Origin of the sequence: Undibacterium sp. KW1 (assembly GCF_009937955.1) — a bacterium.
GTDB lineage: Bacteria > Pseudomonadota > Gammaproteobacteria > Burkholderiales > Burkholderiaceae_D > Undibacterium.
The window spans coordinates 1,088,219-1,101,540 of the sequence record NZ_AP018439.1 but is presented as its reverse complement, the minus strand read 5'-3'; the positions used below and the strand labels follow the sequence as shown (position 1 = coordinate 1,101,540).

General features: G+C 50.1%; 13 protein-coding genes. 12 read left to right on the top strand and 1 reads right to left on the bottom strand.

Translation table 11 applies throughout. The features are described 5' to 3' along the window. The first annotated feature begins 153 nt into the window (after positions 1 to 153). The 12 genes from cyoA (at position 154) to UNDKW_RS04930 (ending at position 12,748) form a co-directional block, all read left to right on the top strand. The gene (gene cyoA / locus UNDKW_RS04985; RefSeq protein ID WP_174247567.1) at positions 154 to 1,254 is read left to right on the top strand and encodes a ubiquinol oxidase subunit II; all 1,101 of its coding nucleotides are present in this window, start codon (positions 154 to 156) and stop codon (positions 1,252 to 1,254) included. After that, a complete protein-coding gene (cyoB, locus tag UNDKW_RS04980) occupies positions 1,254 to 3,260 on the top strand; it encodes a cytochrome o ubiquinol oxidase subunit I (protein ID WP_162057819.1) in 2,007 nt (668 codons plus the stop codon). Before cyoA ends, cyoB begins: the two co-directional genes overlap by 1 nt. After that, entirely contained in the window at positions 3,253 to 3,918 is a 666-nt protein-coding gene (gene cyoC, locus UNDKW_RS04975; protein WP_232063239.1) for a cytochrome o ubiquinol oxidase subunit III, read from the top strand. Before cyoB ends, cyoC begins: the two co-directional genes overlap by 8 nt. Continuing rightward, positions 3,915 to 4,385, top strand: a complete 471-nt coding sequence (gene cyoD, locus UNDKW_RS04970; RefSeq protein WP_162057818.1) for a cytochrome o ubiquinol oxidase subunit IV — start codon at positions 3,915 to 3,917, stop codon at positions 4,383 to 4,385. The genes cyoC and cyoD overlap by 4 nt, the downstream gene beginning before the upstream one ends. Next, entirely contained in the window at positions 4,382 to 5,251 is an 870-nt protein-coding gene (locus UNDKW_RS04965) for an SURF1 family protein (RefSeq protein WP_232063238.1), read from the top strand. The genes cyoD and UNDKW_RS04965 overlap by 4 nt, the downstream gene beginning before the upstream one ends. An 82-nt stretch (positions 5,252 to 5,333) precedes the next feature. Beyond that, a complete protein-coding gene (locus UNDKW_RS04960; protein WP_162057817.1) occupies positions 5,334 to 6,686 on the top strand; it encodes an ATP-binding protein in 1,353 nt (450 codons plus the stop codon). A 138-nt stretch (positions 6,687 to 6,824) separates the two neighbouring features. Beyond that, complete coding sequence (locus UNDKW_RS04955) at positions 6,825 to 7,361, top strand: response regulator transcription factor (RefSeq protein WP_162040025.1); 537 nt, start codon at positions 6,825 to 6,827, stop codon at positions 7,359 to 7,361. A gap of 121 nt (positions 7,362 to 7,482) precedes the next feature. Next, entirely contained in the window at positions 7,483 to 7,695 is a 213-nt protein-coding gene (locus UNDKW_RS04950) for a hypothetical protein (RefSeq protein WP_162040024.1), read from the top strand. 329 nt (positions 7,696 to 8,024) lie between these two features. After that, on the top strand, positions 8,025 to 9,671 hold the full coding sequence (locus tag UNDKW_RS04945; RefSeq protein WP_197893095.1) for an S-layer protein: 1,647 nt from the start codon (positions 8,025 to 8,027) through the stop codon (positions 9,669 to 9,671). Positions 9,672 to 9,896: 225 nt separating this feature from the next. Next, positions 9,897 to 10,514 carry a LysE family translocator gene (locus tag UNDKW_RS04940; RefSeq protein ID WP_162057816.1) on the top strand — a complete coding sequence of 206 codons (618 nt, stop codon included), beginning with the start codon at positions 9,897 to 9,899 and terminating at the stop codon, positions 10,512 to 10,514. Between the two features lie 199 nt (positions 10,515 to 10,713). Further along, the gene (locus tag UNDKW_RS04935; RefSeq protein WP_232063237.1) at positions 10,714 to 11,853 is read left to right on the top strand and encodes an HD-GYP domain-containing protein; all 1,140 of its coding nucleotides are present in this window, start codon (positions 10,714 to 10,716) and stop codon (positions 11,851 to 11,853) included. 70 nt (positions 11,854 to 11,923) lie between these two features. Continuing rightward, entirely contained in the window at positions 11,924 to 12,748 is an 825-nt protein-coding gene (locus UNDKW_RS04930) for a response regulator (RefSeq protein ID WP_162057815.1), read from the top strand. A 15-nt stretch (positions 12,749 to 12,763) separates the two neighbouring features. Here UNDKW_RS04930 and UNDKW_RS04925 read toward each other — a convergent pair whose 3' ends face one another. After that, positions 12,764 to 13,219, bottom strand: a complete 456-nt coding sequence (locus UNDKW_RS04925; protein ID WP_162057814.1) for an Lrp/AsnC family transcriptional regulator — start codon at positions 13,217 to 13,219, stop codon at positions 12,764 to 12,766. Between the last annotated feature and the right edge of the window lie 103 nt (positions 13,220 to 13,322).

The following is a 13,322-nucleotide window of genomic DNA, read 5'->3' as shown; positions in this document are numbered from 1 at the left end:
GTCCCTCAAATTGTCTCAAAATTTATAGTCTGGCTCCTGTGCGATCTTCATTTCTGATGCTTATTTGAAAACTAGGACAAAACGTCCAATCGCCAAGGCCTTTTTGTAAAGGTACATTAGCACAAATTTCTATAATCATTGACCTATCTCAATATGATTCCCTCATTTGCACGACGCGGATTTGCTGTTTTTTCTGCAATTTTGTTGGCGGGTTGCAACACGGTGGTAATGAATCCCTCAGGTGATATCGCCGCTCAGCAAAGCCATCTGATATGGGTATCCACCCTTTTGATGTTACTGATCATCGTACCGGTGATCTTTTTGACCATACTATTTGCCTGGCGTTACAGAAAAAATAACACCTCAGCAAAGTATGAACCCGACTGGGATCATTCCACCCAGCTTGAACTCGTGATCTGGGGTGCGCCGCTGCTGATCATCATCGCCCTGGGCATGATCACCTGGATCAGCACGCATACGCTGGACCCTTACCGCAAGCTGTCACGCCTGGACGAAAACCGCCCTCTTCCTGCTGACGCCAAGGTACTCAACGTTGAAGTTGTGGCTCTGGATTGGAAATGGCTGTTTATTTACCCTGACCTTGGCATTGCCACGGTCAATGAGTTGGCTGCACCAGTAGATGTGCCTGTGCGCTTCAAGATTACCGCATCGAATGTCATGAATTCCTTCTTCATCCCTGCACTGGCTGGTCAAATCTACGCCATGCCAGGCATGCAGACGACGCTCAATGCAGTGATTAACAAGCCGGGTGAATTCGATGGCTTTTCAGCCAACTATAGCGGAGCAGGTTTCTCTGACATGCGCTTCAAGTTTCATGGCATGAGTACGCAGAATTTTGAACAGTGGGTGCAGGCGGCCAAAGCCAAGACGCAGACGCTGGACCGCGCGACTTATCTGAAGCTGGAAAAACCGAGTGAGCGCGAGCCGGTGCGTCATTACGCCAGTGTTGATGCGGATTTGTATCATGCCATTTTGAATCGCTGCGTTGCCACAGGTGAAGTCTGCATGGACAAGATGATGATGAGCGACGCAAAGGCAAATGCCAGAGCCTATGCCGCATCTGACGCGAAAATGGATTTCAGCAATTTGTTCACGCAGCGCCTGGAACAGGATAACGCCGCCCGCACAGCACGCTTGTTGGCTTATCTGGACGCTGACATTTGTAAAGCATCCCCAGAAGCGTCCTCCAAAGCGTTCCCTGAAGTGCTCCCTCTTATCATTGGAAGTAAATGATGCAAGATCATATTGACTTGACCAAGCTCATCCTGGGCCGTCTCTCCTGGGATGCGATTCCCTTTCACGAACCTATTTTGCTGGCAACCTTCGCAGGTGTCGCACTTGGTGGCATTGCGCTGCTTGGGGCGCTGACCTACTTCCGCCTGTGGGGCATGTTGTGGCGCGACTGGTTCACCAGTATCGACCATAAAAAGATAGGCATCATGTATGTGATTTTTGCCATTGTCATGTTGCTGCGCGGCTTTGCTGACGCTCTCATGATGCGCTTGCAACAGGCAATTGCCTTTGGTGATACGGCAGGATTCCTGCCACCGCATCACTACGACCAGATTTTTACCGCGCATGGCGTGATCATGATTTTCTTCGTGGCCATGCCTCTGGTCACAGGCTTGATGAACTATGTGGTACCACTGCAAATCGGTGCACGCGACGTTGCCTTCCCTTTCCTGAACAATTTCAGTTTCTGGATGACCGCATTTGGCGGTGGCCTGGTGATGGTGTCCCTGTTCGTTGGTGAATTCGCCCGCACTGGCTGGCTCGCTTACCCACCGCTGTCCGGCATCATGTCCAGCCCGGACGTGGGTGTGGATTACTATATCTGGTCACTGCAGATTGCCGGTGTAGGTACTTTACTCTCAGGTATCAACCTGATCGCCACCATCATCAAAATGCGCGCGCCTGGCATGACGATGATGAAGATGCCAGTGTTTACCTGGACTGCGCTGTGCACCAACGTACTCATCGTTGCGGCTTTCCCTGTACTGACTGCAGTATTGGGCATGCTGTCACTAGATCGTATGTTTGGCACAAACTTCTTCACCAATGATCTGGGTGGCAACTCCATGATGTATGTGAACCTGATCTGGATCTGGGGTCACCCTGAGGTTTATATCCTGGTCCTGCCTGCGTTTGGTGTGTTCTCTGAAATCGTCTCTACCTTCTGTAGCAAGCGTTTGTTTGGTTATACCTCAATGGTGTATGCGACCGTGGTAATCACGATTTTGTCTTACCTGGTATGGCTGCATCACTTCTTCACGATGGGATCGGGAGCGAGTGTCAATTCCTTCTTCGGTATCACGACCATGATTATCTCTATCCCTACCGGGGCGAAGATATTCAACTGGTTGTTCACGATGTACCGTGGCCGTATCCGTTTTGAATTGCCAATGCTGTGGACTATAGGCTTCATGATCACTTTCGTTATTGGTGGCATGACAGGTGTCTTGCTGGCGGTCCCGCCTGCTGACTTTGTCCTGCACAACAGTCTGTTCCTGATTGCTCACTTCCATAACGTGATTATCGGTGGCGTTCTGTTCGGCATGTTTGCTGGTATCAACTACTGGTTCCCCAAGGCTTTTGGTTACAAGCTTGATGATTTCTGGGGCAAATGCTGCTTCTGGTTCTGGACTATCGGTTTCTATTTCGCCTTCATGCCTTTGTATGTACTGGGCCTGATGGGTGTGACCCGTCGCCTGAGCCATTTTGAAGACCCATCACTGCAAATCTGGTTCCAGATCGCCGCTTTCGGTGCCGTCCTGATTGCACTGGGTATTGCTTCCTTCATCATACAGTTGTATGTCAGCTTCAAGAATCGTGCATCACTGCGTGACTTCACTGGTGACCCATGGGGTGGCCGTACGCTGGAATGGTCTACCTCTTCTCCACCGGCAGACTACAACTTTGCGTTTACACCAAAAGTGTATGACAACGATGCCTGGGCTGATATGAAGAGCAAGCAATACCAAAGGCCAACAGACGGCTTTGTACCTATCCATATGCCCAAGAATACTGGTGCCGGCTTCATCATCGCCTTGCTGAGCGCAGCCTGTGGCTTCGCCCTGATCTGGCAGATGTGGTTGCCAGCGGTGCTGGGTTTTGTCGCCATGATGGCTGCCATCATCGTTCACACCTTTAATTACAAGCGCGATTACTACATCCCTGTTGCTGATGTTATCCGCACAGAAGAAGAACGCAGCCGTCTGGCAGGTGCCGCCCATGTCTAATACTGCAACTATCCCTAACGAGGGCACGAACTTGAATACCAGTGCAACTTCGCAGGCTCGCACTTTTGCCAGCAGCGATTTCTATGTCAAGGAACACCATCCGGAAAACGGCACCCTGCTCGGCTTCTGGCTTTACCTGATGAGCGATTGCCTGATCTTCGCCTGTCTGTTTGCTACCTACGCGGTATTGGGCCGCAACTATGCAGGTGGTCCTACCGGTGCAGAATTGTTTGACCTGCCGCTGGTAGCCGTGAATACCTCCCTGCTGTTGCTGTCCTCTATCACGTATGGCTTTGCCATGCTGGAAATGCAGCGCAAGCGTGTGAAAGCTACCTTGATCTGGCTGGCTATTACCGGTTTGCTGGGAGCAGGTTTTATCAGTCTGGAACTGTATGAATTTGCCCACCTGATACACGAAGGTGCGGGCCCACAACGCAGTGGCTTTCTGACCTCCTTCTTTGCACTGGTAGGCACGCACGGCCTGCACGTGACTTTCGGTATTATCTGGCTGATTACCCTGATGTTCCAGATAGGCCGCCATGGCCTCACGCCTGAGAACGGCAGGAGACTGATGTGCCTATCGATGTTCTGGCATTTCCTGGACGTGATCTGGATCGGTGTATTTACCTTTGTTTATTTGATGGGAGTCTTGCCATGAGTGCACACCAAGAACACACGGCGCATGGCCACGATCATCACGATGATCATCATGAGCACACGCACGCCAGTCATGGCAGTCTGAAAGACTATGCAACAGGATTTATTCTGGCAGTGATTTTGACTGCGATACCCTTCTGGCTGGTCATGGGCAAAGTCATGAACAAATCGAGCACCACAGGCATAGTCCTGCTGGTATTTGCCGCGATACAGATCGTCGTGCACATGGTGTATTTCCTGCACATGAACAGCAAATCTGAAGGTGGCTGGACCATGCTGGCCCTGCTGTTTACCGGCATGCTGGTATTTATCATGATGAGCGGATCGCTATGGGTCATGTATCACCTGAATCACAATATGATGCCCGGCATGATGCATGAAACAGAAACAAAACCGCAATCGATCAATGCCGCCCCCATGTCCAAACCTGCTGCGGACAATATGAAGTCCATGCCATCCATGCAATGAAAAAGCAGGAACAAGGAGTTGCCGGGAAAGTGGCTGACCTGACACCAAAGACAGGTCAGCCTCCCTCATCTCCCCGTCACTCCCGCTTATTCAGACTGAGCTTCACGGCCTGCATGGCAGTCATCTTTGCAGGCTTCATTTCGCTGGGTACATGGCAGGTACTGCGCCTTCAATGGAAGCTCGATTTGATAGAGCGGGTTGAACAGCGCGTACACGCAGAGCCAGTCCCCATTCCCGGTTTTTCACTATGGCCACACATTAATGCCAGTGCGGACGAGTACCGCCATGTGCAGGTCAGTGGCGTTTTTCTGTATGAGAAAACCATACTGGCGCAAGCCACGACAGAATTGGGAGGTGGCTTTTGGGTCATGACGCCGCTGGCGACAGCAGATGGCGCTACGATACTGATCAACCGTGGTTTTATCCCGGAAAAAATGGCTGCGTCTTACCGGACATTTTCAGAGAAAGATCGCCTCATCACAACTGCTGCTGGCACCATACAGGTCACCGGCCTGTTGCGCATGACTGAGCCGGGTGGCGGCTTTTTAAGGAAAAACGATCCCGCTGGCAAGCGCTGGTATTCGCGCGATGTGAACGCCATTGCGGTAGCAACCGGTTTGACCAGTCCAGCCCCTTTCTTTATCGACGCCGATGCAAACCAGGCCAGCAGCAAGCCCAATGCTCAGCAAAATGAAGCCTCAGCCAACGCCCCTGTCGCGGGGCTGACCGTGATTCATTTCCACAATAACCATTTGATTTATGCCGTCGTCTGGTTCTTGCTGGCAGCCATGACGGCAGCAGCCTGGTCATATGTCATGCGGGACAGAAAAAATACCGACGCCGCCAAGACAGGGAATACCGCATAACCAGGCTGGAATTGCAAATTTAATATACCGCCCATGATCTGTTAGCATGCACTAAAAAGCACAATAACGGGACATGGCAAGCATGATAAGAAAAATACTTCCTCATAGTATCGGGCAAGGCATAGTGGCAAAAACAGCAACAAAAACACCAGAAAACCAGTCTGCTATTGCAATAGCCTACGAAAACTCGGCAGGCCACAAGAACATGTTGCAGCTTATACAGTTGCGCTGGCTTGCCGTGTTTGGTCAGTTATCGACCATATTGATCGTCATGTTTGGCTTTGGCATACAATTGCCTCTGGTTAAAATGCTGGCCGTGCTGATCTGCCTGATAGGCTTTAATATTGCCAGCCATTTACGCTGGCACGAGCGTGTGTATGTGACCAATGGCGAACTTGTTTTTGCCTTGCTGATCGATGTATTCAGCCTGACGGCACAGCTGTATTTCGGTGGCGGCACATCGAATCCCTTTGCTTTTCTGTATCTGTTGCAAGTGATTTTAAGTGCGGTTTTGCTGGAAGCCTGGTCCACCTGGATTATCGTCGTCATCACCAGTGCCTGCCTGGCCGGACTATCGCTGTTTTCTGAACCCTTATCTCTGCCGCCTGGTGAAAACGGCGGGCTATCGCGCCTGTATGTTGCTGGCTATATTATTTGCTTCATGCTCAATGCGGCCCTGCTGGTTTTCTTTATCACCCGCATAGGCCGCAACCTGCATGCACGGGATGTACAACTGGCAGACCTGCACCAGCGCGCCGTGGAAGAAGATCATATCGTGCGCATGGGCCTGCTGGCTTCGGGTGCAGCGCATGAACTGGGTACACCACTGGCAACGCTGTCTGTCATCCTCGGTGACTGGCGGCGCATGCCTGAGTTCAGGAAAAACCCCGAGTTGCTGGACGAGATCAGCGAAATGGAAACCCAGTTGCAGCGCTGTAAAAGCATAGTCAGTGGCATCTTGCTGTCCGCCGGAGAAGCCCGTGGCGAATCGGCAGTCAAAACCACCATCAACAGCTTCCTGAATGATCTGACCACGGAATTTACCTCGACCCGTACTATCGTCTCTTTTGGTTTCGATAACCAGATTCAGGATGATATTCCCATCGTCTTTGATACTGCCTTGAAGCAGATGGTCTGCAATGTACTTGATAATGCCCTGGAAGCTTCGCCAGACTGGCTGAGCATGGAAGCCAGACGTCAGGGCGATGACTTGATATTGACAGTCGTTGACCGCGGGCCTGGTTTTGATCCGGCGATTTTGTCACGCATAGGAGAGCCGTATCAATCGACCAAGGGCCGCCCCGGCAGCGGACTGGGATTATTCTTTGTCGTCAATGTAGCACGCAAACTGGGTGGTCAATTCACGGCATCGAACCGCGGAGATGGCGGTGCCATCGTACAATTAAGTCTGCCACTGTCGGCGATCATGCTTTAGGAAGCGCTGATCAAGCAGATTTGTCCCGGTAAGAAAATTAATAAAGACTTTACAATGTCACAAGAGCTGGAATAGTTTGCATAGCCGCTCTGCTCCACCTCATTGAAATACAGCTTTAACTTCAGGAATTGTTTCACTATGCCAGAAAATCGTCTGCTACTCATTATTGAGGACGATACTGCTTTTGCCCGTACACTGGGCCGCTCGTTTGAGCGGCGCGGCTATACCGTCCTGCACGCGAGCAGCAAGGAAGATGCTGAAAAATTATTATCAGATCATACGCCCGCTTATGCTGTGGTTGATCTGAAATTGAATGGGCATTCATCCGGCCTGGCCTGCGTGCAGCTTTTGCACCAGCACAATCCTGACATGCTGATCGTCGTGCTCACAGGATTTGCCAGCATTGCGACTGCGGTGGAAGCGGTCAAACTAGGGGCTTGCCAATATCTATCCAAACCGTCCAACACTGATGATATTGAAGCAGCCTTCGGACATATCGCTGGCACGGCAGATGTAGAGATCACGAATCGCTCGACTTCCATCAAGAACCTGGAGTGGGAAAGAATCCACGAAGTACTGGCCGAAACCGACTTCAATATATCAGAAACTGCGCGCAGGCTAGGTATGCACAGACGCACTCTGGCGCGTAAGCTCGAAAAGCAAAGAATTAAATAGCTTGCCTATTCACCATTTTTCTTTTGGACAGAAAAACAATGGCGACGGCTATTGGAATGCAGTAAATACCGGGCTCACAAGGATTACTCTATAATCCGCCCTTCAACTGAAAGGAAACACCATGAAAATGCGCATAAAAAGACGTCATCTGAATTTTGGACGTATGTACAACCACCAACTGGCTGCTGTGCTGGAAGCCGCATTTGAAGAATTCAAGAGCAATTTCAGCGAGCAAGGTGCGTCCATGGCTGAGTCTATTGATGCCTTACAAGACCTGGGAGCCAGCTATCGCAATTTCAAGAAATTTGCCCTGCGCTTCGCCAAGGCACATTAAACCTGGCCTTTGACGAGTCGTTGTTGACGGTTTTCACCTGAACACGCGACTCGTTTTTCATTGAGAACCGCGTAAAGTCTTGCGGGCTCAAGTGTTCTGTACGAATTAAATGCTCAGCTCCATTACGGGCATAACTCGTTTTTTCGTTCATGACGCGCCGATCATGTGCGTATATCCCAAAACTCATTCTACATATTGCGATGGTTTCTCATTGATGAAATCGATTGTAATTACAGCGTCACAGTCAATTCCTACAATTCTCTCATATACGACAAATATATTTAATTTGCCATATATAAATTTATACGCTCCAGAGAAAAGGATTTCCAATGCGTCCCCGCTATTTGAGTTTGATTGTTATTTCTTTTGTTATTCCATCCACGGTCATTTTGCTGCATGGCTGCGGTAGCTCGTCTGACAGTACCGCCCAAGCACAAAAACCTGACCTGCCTGCCACTTCATCTGCTGGATGGACAACCGGTGACTTGCATGTACATACCATACAGTCCGACGACGCCCGCACAACACAAACATTGGATATGGTGCTAGATAAAGCATTTACCAGCTATGGGTTGGACTGGACGGCTATTACGAACCACCTACGCTCCTCAAAATATGACAATAACGGTGCCCCTCTGACAAACCCGGTACCATTTGCGTATGGCATGGAATCCTATGAAATCCCCAGGATCAAAGCCTTGCAGGCATCTGGTCGCTATGCAGACAAAACCATTTTCTCAGGTTTCGAATGGGATATGCCCACTCACGATCATTTAGGCGTCAGCATTTTTGATGTAGTAGATGGTAAATTTGTGTCATCCCCATCTGCGTCCAAGGAATTCCAATACCTGTTTACCACATTGGAAGACAGCAAATTTGACACGGCGGATGTCAGCAAATGGAAAGCAAAATATCCGCAGCGCTTCAACAGCACAGCAGCAGATGCCTTGCAGGCCATTTCGTGGTTGAAGAAAAATTATCCCGATACCAGTTTTATCACCATCAACCATCCTTCGCGCAATCCCGGCAAATACACTATTGCTGAATTCCGCACGATGAATGACATGGCACCCAACATCATGTTCTCGATTGAAGGCATGGTAGGCAACCAGATGGAACCAGATCGCGGCGGATATACCTCAAGTTATGTCGATGCCAACAAGCCAAATCGGGTTTATGGTGGCGTTGACGCCATCGTGGCCCAGGTTGGTGGTGTCTGGGACGCCTTGCTTGGTGAAGGCCGCCGTATCTGGAATATCGCTGATTCTGATTCACATTTCAAAATCGATGATGCAGGCAATAGCAGTGGTTACTTCCCTGGCGAATATGCGAAAAACTATGTGTGGATGAACGACAAGAAAGCGGGCGTCAATGAATTGATCAAGAGTCTGCAGTCGGGAAGAATGTTCAGTGTCTTTGGTGATCTCATCAATGCCATGGAATTCACGGTCAGCAATGTCAGCAATGCAAACGATGTCAAAAACATGGGGCAAGAGCTGAAGGTAGCAAACGGCAGCACGGTTGAAGTCACCATACGTTTCAAGAGCCCGGCCAGGAATAACTATGAATTTCCGGCAGGTAGTGGCGTATCCGGCAACAAGGCACCGAAGGTGGATCATGTGGATCTGATTGTGGGTGATGTTGGCAGCAAGGCGGCACCGGATTCCAGTGCTTACAATGTGGCAAGCAATCCTAGCACCAAAGTTTTGAAACGTTTCACCAGCGCCGACTGGAAAACAGATGCTGAGGGTTACAACGTCATCAAGTACCAGATGCTTGTGCAGAAAAATCAATACCTGCGCCTGCGTGGCACCAACCTCGGCATCAACGTCGCAGACATGACAGAAAATGGTGAGCCATTGGCCGATGCCAAAATCACGACCACTGACAACCCGACGCGCCACAACCAGATCAATGACCGTAACTACGCCAGTCTGTGGTTCTATTCAAATCCAGTCTTTGTTAGCGTGAACTAAGCCTGGTCGTATCAAGGGTGGGCAGAGGACCTTGCGCTGAATGTAATTGCAGGTCACTTACCCACCCTTATCCAACACATGGGGAATTGTCTTTTCGATAAATTTCACCTTAAACAAAGGGGCAGAGTGCCCATCTGTTACTCCATCGTTGATCAAATCTGTATTCCTTTCGCATAAATATTCAGGAGTACAATTTATGCTATGACTTAACGAGGGAGGGCCGCAATGAAACTGTATCCATTATTCCTGCTGATGGCAGCAGCCACCGTGTTCAGCCCTGGTCCTGGTGTAGTCATGACACTGACAAATGCCTTACGCTATGGCATGCGCGGCACTTTTGGTGGCATCCTGGGTATCGCTTTTGGCGCACTGATTGTTGCGGCAATTTCTGCCACCAGCGTCGGTGTCGTGCTGGCCGCATCGGCTACCGCATTTACCGTACTCAAGTTGCTGGGAGCTGGATACCTGATTTTCCTCGGCGTCAAGCTCTGGCGTTCACCAGCCTTTCGTTTCACTGAAGGCGATACCCATGAAGCGAGTTTCAAGAAACGCTTTCTGGAAGGTCTGTCTTTGCAGATGACCAACCCCAAGGCGATATTCTTTTTCCTGTCTGTATTCCCGCAGTTTATAGACCCGGCCATGAGTTATGGTGTGCAGTTTGCCGTGCTGGTCATGACTTATAGCGGACTGATCGTCATCATTCATAGCAGCTATGCGATTTTTGCCGGTCGCGCCAAAACCTGGCTGACATCAGAAAAAGGCGGTTCCTACATGAATAAAATAGGTGCTGCCACCTTTGTATTTTTTGGATGTGCCCTGGCGGGTGCGAAACGCACGGTATAAACAGGTCAGCACTGCACTATTAACGGCCCTTTGGATGCTCAAAATAAACTGTGCAGCGCACAAGTGCAGCGTAGCAACAGTATCATCCATTGTTGACATTTAATAACAAGTAGCACCAAGGATTTCTGCTAGCATAATTAGGTTGATCGCTTACATCAGCAAGCTTAATTCCGAGCATCATTCACCGTCCGAGGTGTGCATGTCAACCAGACGCATAGGGATGTCAGACATCGTCATAGGCCAGGCCTTGCCATGGGATGTGTATGGTAACGATGGTAGCCTGCTGTTGCGCAAGGGCTTTATTGTCACCCAAGCCGGGCAGGTATCGGCTCTGGTGGAACGCGGCCTTTTCGCAGATACCGGCAAGTCCGAGGGCGGCCTGCGCGATGGCAAAGCGGCAGAGAAAGCCAGTGAAACCCCTTCTGTTGTGCGCACCATCAATGCAGTACGTACAGAATTGCGCAGACTGGTTTACAACCTCAATACCGAAGCCGATGTACAAACCCAGCTTATCTCCCTGACCAAAAAAATGGGCGCAGCCGTCTTCATGGCACCTGATGTAGCGCTGGGTTGTATTTTGCTGAATCAGGATGATAACTATGGGCCCAGACATTCTGTCGATACTGCCGTGGTATCACTGCTGATTGCCCGTACACTCAAAAAATCTGCCGATGAAATGCTCTTGCTGGCAGCCGCTGCGCTGACCATGAATGTGGCCATGCTGAGGCAGCAGGAAAAGCTGCAAGAAAAAAGCGAAACCCTGAATGCGTCAGAACAGGAATTGATTTCACAGCATCCAGAAGCCGGGGTCGCCATGCTGCGTGCCGCCGGGGTGAATGATGAAGACTGGCTGTCCTGGGTCTTGCATCATCATGAGAGTGAGGATGGCACAGGTTACCCTGCTGGTAAAACAGGTGCAGATATCCCGCAAAACGCCAAGATTATTTCACTCGCTGACCGCTACTGCGCCCGCGTATGTGCACGCAGCTATCGCAAGTCCATGCTTCCAAATGCGGCATTGCGCGACATCCTGGTGGAAGGCAAATCCAAGATAGACCCGATGCTGGTCACTGTATTCATCAAGGAGCTGGGTACCTACCCGATAGGCACTTTCGTCAGGCTGGAGAGTGGTGAAACTGCCGTGGTGACAGGCAAAGGCGAGACCACGACGACACCTTATGTGCATGCATTGCTGGGGCCACGTGGCACACCACTGTCAATACCATTGCGCCGTGATACGGCAAAACCCCTGATGGCAATACGCGAAGTTTTGCATCGCGACCAGGTGTCAGTCAAATTTACCATGCGCCATTTATGGGGCGATATTGCCCGCTTATGAATATCCTCGCCGGGCTCGTGCCAGCCAAATGACAATTGCTTCATTCACCGGAATTTAAGTCGCCAACATCATGAACAATGACCTCCCCGAGGCTGAAAAAATCAGCGAAGAAGCAAGTTTTGAAGAGCTGAACCATACAGACTACCGCAGCCTGGTATATCTATACGTTCCTGACATTAATGCAGGGCAGCAACTGGCAGCAACACTGGAACTATATCAGCATGAGGTGCTTTGCTTTACCGAGGCGGATGAGTTGCAATCCGCCATCATGGTCAGGATGCCGCAGGCTCTGGTCATGGATGTGGATAGTCCTGCCGGAATGGCGACCCGCAAGAAAATTGCTAACCGCGTCATCAGCAACTTCCCCATCATTTATATTTCAGAGATGGACGATTTTACACAGCGCTTGGCGGCTGTCAGGGAAGGCGCAGCGGGTTACTTTCTCAAGCCTCTTGACGTGGAGGCATTAAGCGCCAAGATAGATGAAAAAATCGCCAGGAATGAAGTACTGGCTTACCGCATACTGGTGGTTGATGACGATGAAATGCTGGCCACCTATTATGATGCCATACTCAGCAGCGCTGGCATGCATGTGAAAGCCATCAACGACCCCAGTGACATTCTGGACTCACTGAAAAAATTCAAGCCTGAACTGGTACTGACGGACTTAAACATGCCGGTATGCAATGGATTGGAGATGGCGCAGATCATCCGGCAAAACAATCGCTATATCGATATCCCCATCGTCTTTTTATCCACTGAAGTACAAAAACAAATGACGGCAATAGAAACCGGGGCAGATGATTTCCTGGGCAAACCCATAGACCCGGAAAAACTGATTTCCACTATCGCCAGCAGGGCAGAACGTTACCGCAATCTGCGCAAGCAAAGATAAGCAAGTTCAAATTCATCAGTCTATCGGCAGCCCGCTGACAGGCTTGATTTCTTCCATGCAGATCATCGAGCGTAATGAGGCTACGCCCGGTACCTGCATCAGGGTATCGGTCAGAAACTGTGACAGGCTTTTCAAATCGCTGGCAACGACCTTGAGAATGTAATCAAAGTCACCTGAGATGGTGTGGCATTCTATGATTTCAGGAAAAGCCTTCAACTGCCGCTCTACCTCGCGCACATTGCGAAACTGTTCCCTGTCCAGAGACAGGTTCACAAATGCCATGACACCCAGACCCAGTGCCTCAGGCGCAACCTGCGCCACATAGGCGCGTATCACGCCCTTCTCCTCCAGCGTCCTGACCCTGCGCAGGGTCTGCGGTGCCGACAGATGTATGCGTTCGGCCAGGCTTAAATTGCTCATGCGTCCATCTTGTTGCAAATGTCGCAAGATACTTCGGTCATATACATCCATATTCATCTCCCGGCTTTACCCTGATTTTCAGGATATTTTGTCATTTTCGTTAAATGAGAAATTAAAACACACTATTTACAGATATGTGAAACTTAATTTCTAT